Source organism: Pseudomonas sp. LB3P58 (assembly GCF_054897895.1).
The window spans coordinates 151,326-167,008 of sequence record NZ_JBUBVE010000001.1 but is presented as its reverse complement, the minus strand read 5'-3'; the positions used below and the strand labels follow the sequence as shown (position 1 = coordinate 167,008).

The 15,683-nt window shown below is 60.5% G+C and carries 16 protein-coding genes and 1 pseudogene; 7 read left to right on the top strand and 10 right to left on the bottom strand.

Features of this window, described 5'->3' with window-relative positions; translation table 11 throughout:
• Nucleotides 1–225: 225 nt before the first annotated feature.
• Nucleotides 226–1,239, top strand: a pseudogene (locus ACYZTZ_RS00720) (methyl-accepting chemotaxis protein); the annotation flags it as partial.
• 42 nt (nucleotides 1,240–1,281) lie between these two features.
• Nucleotides 1,282–2,145 carry a methyl-accepting chemotaxis protein gene (locus ACYZTZ_RS00715; RefSeq protein WP_462000630.1) on the top strand — a complete coding sequence of 288 codons (864 nt, stop codon included), beginning with the start codon at nucleotides 1,282–1,284 and terminating at the stop codon, nucleotides 2,143–2,145.
• A gap of 106 nt (nucleotides 2,146–2,251) precedes the next feature.
• On the opposite strand, the gene ACYZTZ_RS00710 is transcribed toward ACYZTZ_RS00715, so the two are convergent.
• The 8 genes from ACYZTZ_RS00710 to ACYZTZ_RS00675 all read right to left on the bottom strand — a co-directional run bounded on the left by ACYZTZ_RS00710 (nucleotide 2,252) and on the right by ACYZTZ_RS00675 (nucleotide 10,854).
• Nucleotides 2,252–2,620 (bottom strand): glyoxalase superfamily protein, encoded by a 369-nt coding sequence (locus tag ACYZTZ_RS00710; RefSeq protein WP_461996919.1) that lies wholly within the window; start codon nucleotides 2,618–2,620, stop codon nucleotides 2,252–2,254.
• Nucleotides 2,621–2,740: 120 nt separating this feature from the next.
• Nucleotides 2,741–4,198, bottom strand: coding sequence for an N-acyl-D-amino-acid deacylase family protein (locus ACYZTZ_RS00705; RefSeq protein ID WP_461996918.1), 1,458 nt, complete (start codon nucleotides 4,196–4,198; stop codon nucleotides 2,741–2,743).
• A gap of 1 nt (nucleotide 4,199) precedes the next feature.
• Nucleotides 4,200–5,060: a MurR/RpiR family transcriptional regulator gene (locus ACYZTZ_RS00700; RefSeq protein WP_461996917.1), complete on the bottom strand. Its 861-nt coding sequence runs from the start codon at nucleotides 5,058–5,060 to the stop codon at nucleotides 4,200–4,202.
• A gap of 15 nt (nucleotides 5,061–5,075) precedes the next feature.
• Nucleotides 5,076–6,425, bottom strand: a complete 1,350-nt coding sequence (locus tag ACYZTZ_RS00695; RefSeq protein ID WP_008149082.1) for a GntP family permease — start codon at nucleotides 6,423–6,425, stop codon at nucleotides 5,076–5,078.
• Nucleotides 6,426–6,628: 203 nt separating this feature from the next.
• Nucleotides 6,629–8,074: a SulP family inorganic anion transporter gene (locus ACYZTZ_RS00690; RefSeq protein ID WP_461996916.1), complete on the bottom strand. Its 1,446-nt coding sequence runs from the start codon at nucleotides 8,072–8,074 to the stop codon at nucleotides 6,629–6,631.
• A gap of 223 nt (nucleotides 8,075–8,297) precedes the next feature.
• Nucleotides 8,298–9,191 (bottom strand): NAD-dependent epimerase/dehydratase family protein, encoded by an 894-nt coding sequence (locus ACYZTZ_RS00685; RefSeq protein WP_461996915.1) that lies wholly within the window; start codon nucleotides 9,189–9,191, stop codon nucleotides 8,298–8,300.
• 103 nt (nucleotides 9,192–9,294) lie between these two features.
• Nucleotides 9,295–10,206: a LysR family transcriptional regulator gene (locus ACYZTZ_RS00680; protein ID WP_095129547.1), complete on the bottom strand. Its 912-nt coding sequence runs from the start codon at nucleotides 10,204–10,206 to the stop codon at nucleotides 9,295–9,297.
• A 57-nt stretch (nucleotides 10,207–10,263) separates the two neighbouring features.
• Entirely contained in the window at nucleotides 10,264–10,854 is a 591-nt protein-coding gene (locus tag ACYZTZ_RS00675; RefSeq protein ID WP_461996914.1) for an NAD(P)H-dependent oxidoreductase, read from the bottom strand.
• A gap of 160 nt (nucleotides 10,855–11,014) precedes the next feature.
• Between ACYZTZ_RS00675 and ACYZTZ_RS00670 the strand changes: the two genes are divergently transcribed.
• Complete coding sequence (locus tag ACYZTZ_RS00670) at nucleotides 11,015–11,329, top strand: putative quinol monooxygenase (protein WP_056740972.1); 315 nt, start codon at nucleotides 11,015–11,017, stop codon at nucleotides 11,327–11,329.
• On the opposite strand, the gene ACYZTZ_RS00665 is transcribed toward ACYZTZ_RS00670, so the two are convergent.
• Nucleotides 11,319–12,083 (bottom strand): sulfite exporter TauE/SafE family protein, encoded by a 765-nt coding sequence (locus ACYZTZ_RS00665; RefSeq protein WP_461996913.1) that lies wholly within the window; start codon nucleotides 12,081–12,083, stop codon nucleotides 11,319–11,321. The two genes, ACYZTZ_RS00670 and ACYZTZ_RS00665, sit on opposite strands and share 11 nt — an antisense overlap.
• 221 nt (nucleotides 12,084–12,304) lie before the next feature.
• Between ACYZTZ_RS00665 and ACYZTZ_RS00660 the strand changes: the two genes are divergently transcribed.
• The 4 genes from ACYZTZ_RS00660 (at nucleotide 12,305) to ACYZTZ_RS00645 (ending at nucleotide 14,682) form a co-directional block, all read left to right on the top strand.
• Nucleotides 12,305–13,189 carry a LysR substrate-binding domain-containing protein gene (locus ACYZTZ_RS00660; protein WP_461996912.1) on the top strand — a complete coding sequence of 295 codons (885 nt, stop codon included), beginning with the start codon at nucleotides 12,305–12,307 and terminating at the stop codon, nucleotides 13,187–13,189.
• A 45-nt stretch (nucleotides 13,190–13,234) separates the two neighbouring features.
• A complete protein-coding gene (locus tag ACYZTZ_RS00655; RefSeq protein WP_461996911.1) occupies nucleotides 13,235–13,810 on the top strand; it encodes an NAD(P)H-dependent oxidoreductase in 576 nt (191 codons plus the stop codon).
• Nucleotides 13,811–13,856: 46 nt separating this feature from the next.
• Nucleotides 13,857–14,228 (top strand): MerR family transcriptional regulator, encoded by a 372-nt coding sequence (locus tag ACYZTZ_RS00650; RefSeq protein ID WP_461996910.1) that lies wholly within the window; start codon nucleotides 13,857–13,859, stop codon nucleotides 14,226–14,228.
• Nucleotides 14,229–14,337: 109 nt separating this feature from the next.
• Entirely contained in the window at nucleotides 14,338–14,682 is a 345-nt protein-coding gene (locus ACYZTZ_RS00645) for a cupin domain-containing protein (protein WP_007946320.1), read from the top strand.
• 108 nt (nucleotides 14,683–14,790) lie between these two features.
• On the opposite strand, the gene mmsB is transcribed toward ACYZTZ_RS00645, so the two are convergent.
• A complete protein-coding gene (gene mmsB, locus ACYZTZ_RS00640) occupies nucleotides 14,791–15,678 on the bottom strand; it encodes a 3-hydroxyisobutyrate dehydrogenase (RefSeq protein WP_046055589.1) in 888 nt (295 codons plus the stop codon).
• Between the last annotated feature and the right edge of the window lie 5 nt (nucleotides 15,679–15,683).

Below are 15,683 nucleotides of genomic sequence, written 5' to 3'. Positions count from 1 at the left end.
CGATGCCGCGAGGGTAAAGAGGCTGGCGTCGGCAGCCGGTGAAACTCATGTGAAAAAAAGCTTAAGACCGCACGAAAGTCTTGTTACACATCGGTCCTACAAAAACCATTCAGCTCTCGCAATTGCTGCCGATACAGTCCTGCTACACACCTTGCTGGCTACCAAAAACAACAATCTTCCAGCCAACCGACGATCTAGAAGCACAACGTTCCTGGAGGACTTTTGATGAATAGCTGGTTCGGCAATATCAGCGTGAACATGAAGCTGGGCTTGGGGTTCGGCCTGGTCCTGGCCCTGACCTGCGTCCTCGCCCTGACCGGCTGGACGAGCCTGGGCGGATTGATTGACCGCAGCAACTGGATGAGCGACATCACCCAGCTCAATGCCGGCCTGACCAAGCTGCGTGTGGTTCGCCTGCAATACATGCTGACCAACGGCGACGAAACCGCCGCACAGAACGTCCAGACCACGCTCGAGGCGTTCTCCGCTCAGCAACAAGCGCTGCTGGTGAAATTCAAGAGCCCGGAAAACCTCAAGCTGCTCAAAGAGCAAGGCGCCGTCATCGACGCCTACAAGACGTCCCTGAACAAAATGCGCAGCGCGTACCGCACCGGTAACAGCGCGCGCGACACCATGGGCGCCAATGCCGACACCGCGAACACGCTGATCAACGCCATCAACACCCGCGTGCAGCAAATGCCTCTGAGCGACCAACGCTTCGAACAATTCCAGGCCATCACGGCGGCCAAGGAAGCCTTCTTGCTGGCCCGCTACGAAGTGCGCGGCTACACCGCGACCACCAACGCCGAGACCGAGCAAAAGGCCGTCGGCCAACTGGACCTGGCCATCGCCAGCCTGAAACCCCTCAATGTGCATTTCGCCGACACTCAGCAAGACGCCCTGCGTCAGCTGGAAACCGCACTGACCAACTACCGCAGCGCCTTGCTGGCTTATAAAGCGGCGAACAGCGATGCGGTGCAGGCGCGCAAGGAAATGACCGACCAAGGCGCCGCCATCGTGACCCTGAGCGATCAGCTGTATCAGATCCAGCTCGACCGCCGTGACGTCGAAAGCGCCCAAGCTCGCACCCTGCAGCTGATCAGCACCTTGCTGGCGCTGCTGGTGGGCATCATTGCTGCCGTGATCATCACCCGTCAGATTACCGGCCCGCTGCGCGACACCTTGGCCGTGGTTGAGCGCATCGCCAGCGGCGACCTGTCCCAGGACGTCAAAGTGACTCGCCGCGACGAACTCGGTGTATTGCAACAAGGCATCGCTCGCATGGGCGTGACCTTGCGCGACTTGATCAGCGGCATCCGCGACGGCGTCGCCCAGATCGCCAGCGCTGCCGAAGAGCTGTCCGCCGTGACTGAGCAAACCAGCGCCGGGGTCAACAGCCAGAAGATCGAAACCGATCAAGTGGCCACCGCCATGCACGAGATGACGGCCACCGTGCAGGAGGTCGCGCGCAACGCCGAAGAAGCCTCCCAGGCGGCCGCTGCTGCTGACGGCGAAGCCCGCGAAGGCGACAAGGTTGTCAACGAAGCCATCGCCCAAATCGAACGCTTGGCCACTGAAGTGGCGCGCTCCACCGAAGCCATGAGCGTGCTGCAACAGGAAAGCGACAAGATCGGCAGCGTCATGGACGTGATCAAGGCCGTGGCCGAACAGACCAACCTGCTGGCGCTCAACGCCGCTATCGAAGCCGCCCGTGCCGGTGAAGCCGGTCGAGGCTTTGCCGTGGTTGCCGACGAAGTCCGTGGCCTGGCTCAGCGCACGCAGAAGTCCACCGAAGAAATCGAAGGCCTGGTGGCCGGTCTGCAGAATGGCACTCAACAAGTGTCGGCGGTGATGAACAACAGCCGCGCCCTGACCGACAGCAGCGTCGCGCTGACTCGCAAGGCCGGTGTGTCACTGGAAAACATCACCCGCACGGTGTCCAACATCCAGTCGATGAACCAGCAGATCGCCGCCGCCGCCGAGCAGCAAAGCGCCGTGGCCGAAGAGATCAGCCGCAGCATCATCAACGTGCGCGACGTGTCCGAACAGACCGCCGCCGCCAGCGACGAAACCGCTGCGTCCAGTGTTGAACTGGCGCGGTTGGGCAGTCAGTTGCAGCAGATGGTCAGCCACTTCCGGGTCTGACATTCACTTTGTGGTGAATGAAAGAACCATTCGCGAGCAGGCTCGCTCCCACAGGTTCAATGAGTAACCTGTGGGAGCGAGCCTGCTCGCGAAGTCTATCTTTCGTTCAGACACAAATCGCATTGGTAAACACCAACCGATTCCCGAACGGATCACTGATCGTCATGTCCTGGCTGCCCCACGGCATGGCCTGGATCTGTGGGTGTGCGAACGTATATTCCTTCGCCAACAATTGTTGCTGAAAGGCCTCCAGCTCATCGGTCTCGATCCGCAACGCCGAGCCCGGTGTGCTGTCGCCGTGATGTTCGGACAGATGCAGCACGCACTCACCACGGGAGACTTGCAGGTACAACGGAAAGTTGGGCTCGAAACGATGCTGCCAGTCAATCTTGAATCCCAGGAAGTCGACGTAGAACTCCACGGCCTTGATTTCATCGAAAATCCGCAGGATCGGGGTGGTTTTGCCGAAGCTCATGGAGTTGCTCCCAGACTGATAAGGCCCAGAGTGTAGCTGGGCGAGATGTCAGCGCTTCGGCTTGGCGATGGCTTTCTTTAGTCTCAATGTGCCATCACTGTGACGCAGCACTCGGAATGTTTACTGGAATCCGTCACGCAAGTCCCCTTGCCGCGCCAGAAACCGCCCTTCCCTTCTCCCGTTTGCCTGGCCTTCGCTGTAACTCAAGACACCGTTGACCCAAACCCCGTCGATACCTTCCGCCGCTCGTTGCGGATCATTGAAATCCGCCACATCGCGAATCGTCACAGGATTGAACAACACCAGATCCGCCCAATGTCCTTCACGGATTTCGCCACGCTCCTTCAAGCCAAATCGCGCCGCCGACAACCCGGTCATCTTGTGCACGGCGGTGTGCAACGGAAACAGCCCTACGTCTCGACTGAAATGTCCGAGCACGCGTGGGAAAGCGCCCCACAAACGAGGATGCGGAAACGGGTCTTCCGGCAAGCCGTCAGAACCAACCATCGACAGTGGATGGGCGAGGATTCTTCGTACATCGGCTTCGTCCATTCCGTAGTACACCGCGCCGGCCGGTTGCAGGCGTCGAGCGGCATCAAGTAGTGGCACGCCCCACTCGGCGGCGATGTCCATCAGGTCACGGCCACCCACTTCAGGGTGCGGCGTTGACCAGGTGATGGTGATGCGATGAGCGTCGGTGACTTGTTTGAGGTCCAGCGTCGATGAACTCGCCGCGTAGGGATAACAGTCACAGCCCACCGGGTGGGTTTTCGCGGCCTGTTCAAGCGACGCCAACAGTTGCGGACTGCGCCCCCAGTTACCGGCGCCAGCACATTTAAGGTGGGAAATAATCACCGGTGTTTTCGCATGACGGCCGATCTGGAATGCCTCGTCCATGGCCTCCAGCACCGGCTCGAATTCGCTGCGCAAATGGGTGGTGTAGACCGCGCCGAAGGCGGTCAGCTCTTCGGTCAGTTGCATCACTTCATCGGTGGAAGCCGAGAACGCGTTGGCATAGGCAAGCCCCGTGGATAAGCCCAAGGCACCGGCCTCAAGGCTCTCGCGCAATTGCTCGCGCATCGCGCAGATTTCATCCGCAGTGGCCGTGCGGAACAGGTCGTCGAGGTGGTTGCTGCGCAGCGCCGTGTGGCCGACCAGTGCGGCCACGTTCAGCGTGGTGTTCGCCGCTTCGACGGCTGTGCGGTAGTCGCTGAACCTCGGATAGACGAACGCTGCTGCGGTGCCGAGCAGGTTCATCGGGTCAGGCGGATCGCCGCGCAAACTCACCGGAGAAGCGCTGATCCCGCAGTTGCCGACAATCACCGTGGTCACGCCCTGGCTGAGCTTGGGCAGCATCTGCGGCTGGCGGATCACCACGGTGTCGTCGTGGGTATGCACGTCGATGAAACCTGGCGCCAACACACGGCCGGCGGCGTCAATTTCTTCGGTGGCGCTGGCATCGTGCAAGTCGCCGATACGCTCGATGCGGCCGTTCAGAATCGCCACGTCGGCGGGATAACCGGGCGCGTTGCTGCCGTCGATAATCAGGGCGTTGCGGATCAGCGTGTCGTACATCATGTCAGTCTCCCAGCGGCAAGTGATCGTCGCCGCCGCGGTAATCGTCGAGGGCGAGTTTGATCCGCCGCAGACGCTCTTGATTGTCTTCAGGATTGGCAAGCGCCAGCTCGGTGGCAAGCACGTCGATGGCCAGCAACATGCCGTAGCGCGCCGCCGTGGGTTTGTAGATAAAGGAGGTTTCGACGCCTTGCAGCGGCAGCAGCACATCAGCCAATTGCGCCAGCGGCGACTCAGCCCGGGTGATGGCGAGAATTCGTGCGCCGTAGCTGCGCGCCAGCTCGACGGCCTCGAGCAGTTCGGGGGTGATGCCGGTCAGCGAGCAGGCAATGACTGCGCGTTCGGCATCGAGGCTGGCGGCGGTAACGCGCATCATCACCGGGTCGTGGCACACCGCAATCGGGTAACCGAATCGCACCAGCCGCACTTGCAGTTCATCACTGCACAAGGTCGAGCAACCGCCCATGCCGAACGCATGAATCATCCGCGCCTTGCCCAGCAGTTTCACCGCATCGGCAAAACGCGACTCATCGAAGGCCGCCAGATGCTGGCGCAAGGTCGACTCGATATCACCAACGATCTGCCCATAAAACGCCGACTGCTCGGGCGTGCCCGCCGGGTCGAGGAACCGACTGCCGACGCCACTGGCCTGGGCCAGTTGCAGCCGCAGATCGCGCAAGTCGCGGCAGCCGACGGTGCGAGCAAAACGCGAGAGCGTGGCGGTGCTGACTTCCGCTCTCAGCGCCAGTTCATCGAGACTGGCGGCGGAGGCAAATCCTACGTCGTCGAGCATCAGCCGAGCGATGCGTCCTTCGCCTGCGCTGAAGGAATCCTGACGGGCGCGGATCTGGTAGAGGATGTCCATGGCAGGTGGCTCCGGCTAAAGCAGATAGGAAAGACCCACCGTCAGACCGAAGGCGACGACCGAGATTATGGTCTCGAGCACCGTCCAGGTCTTGAAGGTCTGGGCGACGGTCATGTTGAAGTATTCCTTGATCAACCAGAAACCGCCGTCATTGACGTGGGAAAAGATAACCGACCCCGCGCCTGTCGCCAGCACCAACAGCTCTGGATGGGGATAACCCAGACCAATGGCCACCGGCGCGACGATGCCCGACGCGGTGGTCATGGCCACCGTGGCAGAACCGGTGGCGATGCGCATCAATGCAGCAAACAGCCAGCCCATCAACAGCGGCGACAGGTGAAATACCTGGGCCAGGCTGACGATCTGATCGGTGACGCCAGCGTCCACCAGAATCCGGTTCAAGCCACCGCCCGCGCCGACCAGCAAAGTGATGCTGGCAGTCGGTGCCAGGCATTCGTTGGTGAATTTGAGGATCGATTCGCGGTTGAATCCTTGGGCCAGGCCAAGCGTCCAGAAGCTCAGCAAGGTCGCCAGCAACAAGGCGATCACCGAATTGCCGATGAACAACAGAAACTGATTGAAACCGCTGCCCGGCGTAGAAATCAGATTGGCCCAGCCACCGACTAGCATCAGCACCACTGGCAACAAAATGGTCGCCATGGTGATGCCGAAACCCGGCAGGCTGTCGCGCGGTTCACGCTCGAGAAACTGACGCTCCAGCGGGTTATCTTCCGGCAGTTGAATGCGCGGCACGATGAACTTGGCGTACAGGGGGCCGGCGATGATCGCGGTCGGAATCCCGATCAGGATCGCGTAGAGCAAGGTCTGCCCCACCGAGGCCTGATAGGCCTGCACCGCCAGCATCGCCGCCGGGTGTGGCGGCACCAGGGCATGGACCACCGAGAGCCCGGCGACCATCGGCAAACCGACCATCAGAATCGAAACGCCCACACGCCGCGCCACGGTGAAAGCAATCGGCACCAGCAGTACAAAACCGACTTCGAAGAACAGCGGCAGTCCTACAAGGAAAGCGATGCAGACCATCGCCCAGTGCGCATTTTTCTCACCGAAGCGGTCGATCAACGTTCGCGCCATCTGCTCGGCACCGCCGGACTCGGCCATCATTTTGCCGAGCATCGTGCCCAGTGCGACCACCAGCGCGATATGGCCCAGCGTCTTGCCGACACCCGCCTCGTACGCCCCCACCACGCCCGACGGCGGCATCCCGGCCAGCAGCGCCAGGCCGATGGACACCAGGGTGATGACAATGAACGGATTGAGTCGGTAACGGGCAATCAGAACGATCAGCGCGATGATGGCGATGGCGGCGTAAACCAGCAGCCAATAGCCGAAGGACGGTGTCATGCGGTACTCCTCGAAAGGGTCACGTCGAATGGGTTGTGAAACTCATAAAACATTTCGAGGCGTGATTTTCAAACTAGGTGAAAGTAATTTTCGTGGAGGGATAAGGGTTGTCGCGCAGAGGTATGAGCGGTCGCAGGTTATGAAAATCGAGGGGAGTTATTTACATGATCGTTCCCACTCTGCGTGGGAACGATCGATCACTCTCAGTCGTGATTCACGCGGGCGCGTTTGAGCAGTTTCTTGCAGCGTTCGGACAAGTGCAGCACGCGCAGCTGTTTGCCGGTCTTGGCGTAGCGCTCGCGTAAGGTCTTGAGCGCGGCGATGGCCGAGTAGTCGACGAAGCTCATGTGGCGACAGTCGATCGTCACCACGGACGGGTCATTGGCAGGATCGAACTGGTTGAGAAAAGGCGCAGTCGAGGCGAAGAACAGCGTGCCATGCAGAAGGTAAAGCTTACTGCCATCGGCTTCGAGGTGACTGTCGGCATAAAGCTCGCGGGCCTGCTGCCAGGCAAAGTTGAGCGCCGCAATGATGATCCCGCAGAGCACGGCGGTGGCCAGATCGGTGAACACCGTAATCACCGTTACCGCGATGATCACCAACACGTCGTTCAGCGGCACCTTGTTCACCACCCGCAACGAAGCCCAGGCAAACGTCTGCTGCGACACCACGAACATCACCCCGACCAATGCAGCCAGCGGGATGCGCTCGATCAGCGGCGAGAGGAAGAGGATGAACAGCAAGATCATCACCCCGGCCACCACACCGGACAGCCGACCGCGACCACCGGAACTGAGGTTGATCACCGTCTGGCCGATCATGGCGCAGCCGCCCATACCGCCGAATACACCGGAGACCATGTTGGCCGCGCCCAGCGCCACACACTCGCGATCCGGATAGCCACGGCTCTCGGTGATCTCATCGGTGAGGTTCAGGGTCAGCAGGGTTTCCAGCAGACCGACCAACGCCATCAATATCGCGTAGGGAGCGATGATGCGCAGGGTTTCCAGGTTCCAGGGGATGTCTGGCAGCGCAAAGGTCGGCAAGCCGCCGGCGATGTGCGCCATGTCACCCAAGGTGCGGGTCGGCAAACCAAGCAGATAAACCGCCAAACCGACGCCCAGAATCGCCACCAACGCTGGCGGCACGGCGCGCGTCAGACGCGGCAGCAGATAGACGATGGCCATCGTCACGGCAACCAGCCCAGCCATCAAGTACAGCGGCGTGCCGCTGAGCCAGACGTCACCGCTCTTGAAGTGCTCCAGCTGCGCCAAGGCAATGATGATCGCCAGGCCGTTGACGAAGCCGAGCATCACCGGGTGCGGCACCATGCGCACCAGCTTGCCCAGCTTCAGCAGCCCGAACGCCAGCATGATCAGCCCACCCAGCAACACGGTGGCCAGCAAGTACTGCACACCGTGCTGCACCACCAGCGCGACGATCACCACGGCCATTGATCCGGCAGCGCCAGACACCATGCCCGGCCGCCCACCGAACAGCGCGGTCAGGGTGCAAATGATGAAAGCGCCGTAAAGCCCCATCAATGGATTGAGGTGAGCAACCAGCGCGAAGGCGATGCATTCGGGTAGAAGAGCGAAAGACGTAGTGAGCCCGGCCAGGACATCGGCGCGCAGACGTTTGGGTTTCATGGCTGACCTAAAATACAGGCGGGAAAAGAGGGAGCGGATGTTACGGAATTGAGGGCGGCCCGGCCAGTTGTTGGGCTGCTGAAAACGCCTTCGCGAGCAAGTCGAATCGTCTCACCGCCGCTCCCACAGTGGATCTTCGTCGGACACAAAATCTGTGTCCTGTGCAGATCAACATGTGGGAGCGGGCTTGCTCGCGAAGGCAGCGACGCTGTCTAGAGCGAACTCACACCATCTCGTCACGAATCCATTCAATCACCGATGTCCGCTTCGGTACCCAGCCCAGCAATTCACGCGCCTTTTTACCGCGAACCCGGCTGTTGGAGCCCAGGCCATAGTTGGCCATTTCATAACCCCACTCGGCTTCGGCGTCCTTCAACGGCCAGTCCTGTGGCTCACCCAGATTCAGCGCTTGGGCAATCGCAGTGGTCATGTCGATGAACGACGCTTCACCGCTTTCGACGAAGTAGAAGGTGCCCGGTATGTTGTTGGTCAGCGCAAGCAGGTATAGGGAAACCACGTCTTCGACGTGCACGTTGGACCAGATGTTCTGGCCGGTACCGACATGCCGGACCACACCACTTTTACGCGCCTGTTTCAGCAAACGCGGCAACTGCACGCTGTCACGATTGACGCCCAGGCTGTGGCCGTAAATCAGGGTGTTGCAGATCACTGCCGAGTTCACCCCGTCCTTTGCTGCGGCGAGGATCAGGTTGTCGATGGCCACGCGAGCAGCCTTGTCGACGGTAGGTGCCGGCAGGTTGTCTTCGTAATAGATAACGTCGCTGGATTTACCGCCCGACGCATCGCCGACGATGCTCGAGCCGCTGGTGTGCAGGAACACTTTGTTGGAACCGCGAAGTGCATCGAGCAACGCATCTACCGCTCCGCGATGGTCGCTGCTGGCGGCGTTGATCACGGCGTCGGCAGCGCGGGCCTGTTCGGCCAGTAGTGCGCTGTCGTCAAGCGTGCCGACTACCGGGGTGATACCCAGACCGCGCAATTCATTAGCTTGTTCGGTGCTGCGCACCAGGCCGGTGACCTTGTGACCCGCCTGGACCAGACCGGTGGCGATGGAGCCGCCGATAAAACCGGCTGCGCCGGTGACGAATACGTTCATGGAGAAACTCCCTGCGTTAATAAGTGATGCAGCCAGTATCGAGGACCGATGCCTGTGGAAACAGACGGCGTTGCCCAATTCACTCTTGCGCAGGGGTCACGAATCAACCCTTGAAATCCGCGTTCGCATAAGCCGCCAATTTGCCCTGGATGAAGTCCAGGAAGCATTGAATCCGTAGGGCAAGTTGCGAGTTGCGGTAGTACACGGCATTGATCGGCTGACGATAACCGCTGTTGAAATCCGCCAGCAGCACCTGCAAACGTCCGGCGCGGATGTCATCAATCGTCATGAAGTGCGACAAGCAGGCAATGCCTTGGCCTTCCAGCGCCAAGTGCCTGATTGTCTCGCCGCTGGAGGCGCTGATCGACGCCTGAATCGGCCAGCGATCACCGTGAACGTAACGCAGCGGCCATTGGTTGAGGCCCTCGTTCTGGGTGAAGCCCAGCAGCGTGTGCCCGGACAAATCCGCCACTTCAGCCGGTACACCGTGTTTTTCAAGATAGGCCGGGCTGGCGACGATGTGCAGCGGACTGCATCCCAAAGAGCGGGCGTGCAAGGTCGAGTCGGCGAGCGTGCCGATACGGATGGCGATGTCGGTGCTTTGCTCGAGCAAATCGATGATCAGGTCGTTACTGTTGAGTTCCAGCTGGATGTCCGGATAGAGCCGGCGGAACTCGTCGATGTACGGCACGATGGCGTGCAGCATGAACGGCGATGCGGCATTGATCCGCAGACGCCCGGACGGCGTTTGCTGGCGTGAGGTCAGGCGCTCTTCGAGCTCGTCCATCTGATCGAGAATCAGCTTGGCGTGCTCGAAGAAGTACTTGCCCTCTTCGGTCAGGTCCATGCGCCGCGTGGTGCGATTGATCAGCGTGGTATCGAGTTTCGCCTCCAGCCGCGACAGCGTACGACTGACCGCTGAAGGCGTTTGCCCGACCTGTTCGGCCGCAGCGGAAATCGATCCGCACTCAATCACGCAGACGAAAATCTGCAACTCATCGGATCTGGCTTTCACGGGTGCCCCTCATTCAAAACTGGCTTGATAGTAGCTGGATGCGGGGCAAAAGGAACCTTACGCCGGCAGGCCGAACACCTCGGTCAAATGCTGCTCATAGCGCGCCACATCGGCTTCGACATTCGGGCGCTTCATCACATCGACGGCCAGGAACGTCGGCAAACCGGTCATGCCGAGGAACTCGTTGGCCTTGTGGAACGGGAAGTACACCGCGTCCACGCCCTTGGCTTCGAAGAAGTCGGTCGGGTCATCGAAGGCTTGCTGCGGCGCGTTCCAGGTCAGGGACAACATGTATTGCTTGCCCTGCAACAGACCACCGCTGCCGTACTTTTGCGACGAGTCGGACCGGGTGCGACCGTCGCTGGCGTAGAGGCTGCCATGGCCTTCGGTGAAGACTTCGTCGATGTACTTCTTGACGGTCCAGGGCGCACCCATCCACCAGCCGGGCATCTGATAAATGATCACGTCGGCCCAGAGGAATTTGGCGACTTCTTCGGCGACGTCGTAACCCTCATCGATGAAGGTGGCTTTCACATCCACACCGCCGCGATCCAGGACGCTCAGCGCAGCTTGATGCAGGGTGGCGTTGTAGCGGCCATCGGAGTGGGCAAATTTTTTGCCGCCATTGAGCAACAGGACTTTTTTCATGGGAAGTCTCGGAAGGTTGGAATTCGATGGCGGCAGCGTAGCGATCTGCCTCGCGCGGAATAAGCGCTGAATTCACAAAATTCATTTGACGAATACGCACGAATCGATAGGCGATTGTTGCCATAAACTTGCGCCGATTCTGAACTTGAGGAGATTTCTGATGAGTGAAATGCAAGGCTTCATCCTGCACGCCAAGGCCCGCCCGGAAAAATCCGACGCCTTCGAAGCGTTTTTCAGCGCTTATGTGCAAGCGAGCCGCGCCGAGCCGGGTTGCATCGAATACCACATGCTGCGCGACAAACAGGACCCGACGCTGTTTATCTTCTACGAGATCTGGCAGTCCCAGGCTCACTTGGACGTGCACTCGAACCTTCCGCACATGAAGCAGTTCCTCGAGCAGCGCGATGAGTACCTGGAACGGGATTTCGATATCCGCGCCATCGACATGCTCAGCCCGTCGTCCGCTATCCGCTGATCAGCAAGTGGCCGCCGAGCACGCCCAGGCCGATGAAAAACACACGTTTGAACAGCACGGCGCTGATCCGCTGGCGCAGCCATTGCCCCAGCAACATGCCGAGCACCGCCGGGATCAGCGCCAGCAACGACGCACTTAACTCACCACCGCCGAGTGCGCCGCGCCATAACAGGCCGGCGGCCAAGGCCAGGGTCGAGACGGTGAACGACAGACCCAGCGCCTGCACCAGTTCATCCTTGCTCAAGCCCAAGGCTTGCAGATAAGGCACGGCCGGAATCACGAAGACGCCGGTGGCCGAGGTGATGACGCCCGTCAACAGGCCGCACAGCGGACCGAGCCAACGCTCGGTGTGACGGCCGACACGCAAGGTCGGCAGAAACAATCCGCTCAACGCATAGAGCAACAGCGCCGCGCCCAATCCCCGCACGACCCAATGACCACCGGCCATGCCGATCCACAACGTGCCGGCCCCGGTGCCGATGAAGATCGCCAACAGCATCGGCCACAACCGTTTGATCAACCCTCGCAGATGCCCACCGAATGCCAGTTGCCAGACGTTGGTGAGCGTTGCGGGGATGATCAGCAGCGCGGCAGCCTGCGACGGCGCCATAGCCAGACCGAGCAGGCCCATCGCGATGGTCGGCAGTCCGAGGCCGATCACGCCCTTGATCATGCCGGCCAGCAGAAAGGTCGCGATGACCATCAGTGAAAGGGCCAGACCGAGGTTTTGATAGAACGCGGCGAGAGTATTCATGGCGCTATCGTGAGCCCGGATTGGCTGCTTGAAAATCTGCCATATACTGAGGCAGCCTCTCGTCAAGCAATAGGCTGAAAACTTCGTCGTTTTAAAGGACGCTATCGCGAGCAAGCTCGCTCCCACAGGTGACCGCGTCATCCGCACCGACTCGGTCCACTGTGGGAGCGAGCTTGCTCGCGATAGCGTCCGTCCTGACAACACAGATCAAGAGGTTGCCGATGCACTTCGACCTGACCGACCTGCGCCTCTACCTGAACATCCTCGACAGCGGCAACATCACCGCCGGCGCCGCTCGCAGCCATTTGTCCCTGGCGGCGGCGAGTGCGCGCATCCGCGCCATGGAGGCTTCGTTGGGGATCGAGTTTCTGCAGCGAGGTCGCAGCGGTGTCAGCCCGACCCCGGCCGGCAAGGCCCTGGCGCAACACGCCCGCGTCCTGCTGCAACAGGCCGAACGCATGCAGCAGGATCTGGCCGAATACGCCAAGGGCGTCAAAGGTCAAGTGCGACTGTTGTGCAATACCACGGCGATCACTGAGTACCTGCCCGAGTTGCTCGCGGACTTTCTTCGCGACCACCCCAACCTCGACATCGATCTGCAAGAACTGCCCAGTGCACGCATCACCCATGCCTTGCGCCAAGGTGCGGCTGACCTGGGCATCGTCTCTGACGCCGTGGATACCGATGACCTGCAGACTCGCCCGTTTCGCGACGATCCGCTGGTGCTGATCATGCCCCGCGATCATCCCTTGGCACACGCAGGTGTCGTGAGCTTCAGCGACACCTTGCACCACGACTATGTCGGTCTGAACGCCAACAGCGCGTTGGCGGTGTATCTGGAGGAGCAGGCGCTGCACACCGGGTCGCGCATGCAAATCCGCATTCGTGCCGACGGTTTCGATGGCGTGATGCGCATGGTCGCCCGGGGGGCCGGATTGGCGATTGTGCCTCTTGCGGCAGTTGAGCGCTGGCGTGGTGAACAATCCTTCAAGAGTCTCGCCCTGCAAGAACCTTGGGCCACACGCAAACTGTTGCTCTGCGCTCGGGATTTCAGCGCATTGCCCGGTTACGCCAAGGCCTTGCTGCACGCCTTGACTCTCCCCTGAGGGGCAGACTTTACCCTTGAGTTTTCATCTTCAAGGACAGAGACGATGGGCAAACGAATTCTGGTGATTCTGGGTCATCCGGCGAGCAACAGTTTCTGCGGCGCACTCGCCGAACGTTACGCCCAGTCGGCGGTGCGCGCCGGGCATGAGGTGCGCCAGTTGTTTCTGGGCGCAATGGACTTTGACCCGGTGCTGCGTGAAGGTTATCAACAGGTCCAGCCACTGGAAGCCGACTTGCGCCGCGCCCAGGCGGACATTGTGTGGGCCGAGCACCTGACGCTGGTTTATCCGATCTGGTGGGGCGGAGTTCCGGCGTTGCTCAAGGGCTTTTTCGATCGAGTGTTCCTGCCGGGTTTCGCGTTCAAATACCGCGAAGGCAAAGCCTTTCCCGACAAACTCCTGCATGGTCGCAGCGCCCATTTGCTGGTGACCATGGACACGCCACCCTGGTATTACCGCGGGGTCTATCGCATGCCTGGCCTACATCAGGTGCGCAAAACCACGCTCGCGTTCTGCGGCATCGAGCCACAACGCACGCTCACGTTCGGCCCGATTCTCGGTTCCAGCGCTGATCAGCGTGAAACCTGGTTGCTGCAGGCCCAGGCTATCGCCAGCCGCTGAGTCTGCCGATAATGCACCGGGATACCACGGCGAAAAGGGACTTTCCATGTATATCGGCCAAGCCGCGCAACGCTCCGGAACCACGATCAAGAGCATCCGTCATTACGAGTCGATCGGCCTGCTGCCTGCCGCTCAGCGGCTGGGCAAATACCGCGTCTACGACCAGCAAAGCGTAGACCTGCTGATCTTCATCAAGTGCGCGCAGCAGCTGGGTTTCAGGCTCAAGGAATTGCAGTCGATCTTCGCCGGACATCAAGGGCCGCAAATGCCATGGGAACTGGCCCATCGGGTCATCGCTGCCAAGAAGCAGGAAATCAGCGAACGGATCGCTGCGCTGTCGCAGCAGCATTCGCAATTGGTCGAGTTCGAAGCCAGCCTCGAACAAAGCCGGTTCGATTGCCCGCTGAACAGTCTTTGAGGGCAATGCGCGTTTCTGGACAGCTCAATGTCGAGCACAGACAACTGACCGGTGGACGGGCGCTATAGGGTGCGACTTCAGTTCTCTAGTCGATTGCCCCGGAGTCCACATGACCGCACCTATTACCGTTCTTCGCGATACCCACCCACTGCCGGTGCTTGACGCCTGCAAATGGGAAAAACTCGAAGGCGACCCGCACACCGTCAACCTCAACGCCTACACCAGCGAAGACGGCAGCAAGATCATGGGCACCTGGATCTGCACGCCGGGCAAGTGGTATGTGGAATACGTGAAGTGGGAATACTGCGATTTCCGCGAGGGGTACTGCATCATCACCCCAGAAGGAAAGGAGCCGATCCATCTGCGCGCCGGTGATATTTTCGTCATCGAGCCGGGGATGAAAGGCACGTGGGAAGTGGTTGAAACCGTGCGCAAGTATTTCGTGTTTGCCTGATGCAAAAAAACCGGGAGATCACCCGACGTGATTTCCCGGTAAATGTCGATAGGAACATGCAGCCATTGTGGGAGCGAGCAGGCTCGCTCCCACAGGTTTCCAGCCCGATTATTGGGGTTTGCGATAGCTGTTGATGATCGCCGAGAAGTCCTTGCCACCTTCCCCACGCTGGCTCATCGCCTGATACAACTGCTGGGCCACCGCGCCGAGTACCACCGGTTGGTGCGCCTGACGTGCCGCCTCAGTAGCCAGCCCCAGATCCTTGAGCATCAGTTCGGCACCGAAACCGCCGGTGTAGCCGCGCGAGGCCGGCGCCGTTTCGACGATGCCTGGCCACGGGTTGTACATCTCGGAACTCCAGCAACGGCCGGTGGAACTGTTGATGATCCCCGCCAACACTGTTGTGTCGATCCCGAGCGCATCGCCCAGCGCCATGGCTTCGCTGACGCCGACCATGGAGATCGCCAGCAGCAGGTTGTTGCAGATCTTGGCGATTTGCCCGGTGCCGACTTCACCGCAATGGACGATGTTGCGGCCCATCTGCGCCAATACCGGTTGCAGGGTGGCGAACAGTTCAGGCGTGGCGCCGACCATAAAGGTCAGCGTCCCGGCCGCAGCACCACCAGTACCACCGGAGACCGGCGCATCCGCCATGGCCACGCCTTGCTTGGCCGCCGCCGCGGCAACATCACGCGCCGTTTGTGGATCGATGGTGCTGCAATCGACTGCCGGCACACCCTTGGCGATCCCCGCCAGCACGCCGTCTTCACCCAGCCACACGCTGCGCACATGCACAGCGGCTGGCAGCATGGTGATCACCAGTTCTGCGCCTTGAGCGGCTTCACGCGCCGAAGCGCTGATGCTGCCGCCCAGTTGCTCCAGCTCTGCCAGAACGGTTTTGTTCAGGTCGACCAGCTGCAGAGCATGGCCCGCCTTGATCAGGTTGCGCGCCATCGGCGCGCCCATGTTGCCGAGACCGATAAAAGCGATTTTCATGTCCG

Excerpts from the sequence above, each read along its gene's own strand:
- ACYZTZ_RS00695 (WP_008149082.1), bottom strand. The coding sequence starts at position 6,425 with ATGACACCGTCCTTCGGCTATTGGCTGCTGGTTTACGCCGCCATCGCC.
- ACYZTZ_RS00660 (WP_461996912.1), top strand. The coding sequence starts at position 12,305 with ATGCACTTCGACCTGACCGACCTGCGCCTCTACCTGAACATCCTCGAC.
- ACYZTZ_RS00715 (WP_462000630.1), top strand. The coding sequence starts at position 1,282 with ATGGGCGTGACCTTGCGCGACTTGATCAGCGGCATCCGCGACGGCGTC.
- ACYZTZ_RS00710 (WP_461996919.1), bottom strand. The coding sequence starts at position 2,620 with ATGAGCTTCGGCAAAACCACCCCGATCCTGCGGATTTTCGATGAAATC.
- ACYZTZ_RS00665 (WP_461996913.1), bottom strand. The coding sequence starts at position 12,083 with ATGAATACTCTCGCCGCGTTCTATCAAAACCTCGGTCTGGCCCTTTCA.
- ACYZTZ_RS00690 (WP_461996916.1), bottom strand. The coding sequence starts at position 8,074 with ATGAAACCCAAACGTCTGCGCGCCGATGTCCTGGCCGGGCTCACTACG.
- ACYZTZ_RS00685 (WP_461996915.1), bottom strand. The coding sequence starts at position 9,191 with ATGAACGTATTCGTCACCGGCGCAGCCGGTTTTATCGGCGGCTCCATC.
- ACYZTZ_RS00645 (WP_007946320.1), top strand. The coding sequence starts at position 14,338 with ATGACCGCACCTATTACCGTTCTTCGCGATACCCACCCACTGCCGGTG.
- mmsB (WP_046055589.1), bottom strand. The coding sequence starts at position 15,678 with ATGAAAATCGCTTTTATCGGTCTCGGCAACATGGGCGCGCCGATGGCG.
- ACYZTZ_RS00655 (WP_461996911.1), top strand. The coding sequence starts at position 13,235 with ATGGGCAAACGAATTCTGGTGATTCTGGGTCATCCGGCGAGCAACAGT.
- ACYZTZ_RS00700 (WP_461996917.1), bottom strand. The coding sequence starts at position 5,060 with ATGGACATCCTCTACCAGATCCGCGCCCGTCAGGATTCCTTCAGCGCA.
- ACYZTZ_RS00675 (WP_461996914.1), bottom strand. The coding sequence starts at position 10,854 with ATGAAAAAAGTCCTGTTGCTCAATGGCGGCAAAAAATTTGCCCACTCC.
- ACYZTZ_RS00670 (WP_056740972.1), top strand. The coding sequence starts at position 11,015 with ATGAGTGAAATGCAAGGCTTCATCCTGCACGCCAAGGCCCGCCCGGAA.
- ACYZTZ_RS00650 (WP_461996910.1), top strand. The coding sequence starts at position 13,857 with ATGTATATCGGCCAAGCCGCGCAACGCTCCGGAACCACGATCAAGAGC.
- ACYZTZ_RS00705 (WP_461996918.1), bottom strand. The coding sequence starts at position 4,198 with ATGATGTACGACACGCTGATCCGCAACGCCCTGATTATCGACGGCAGC.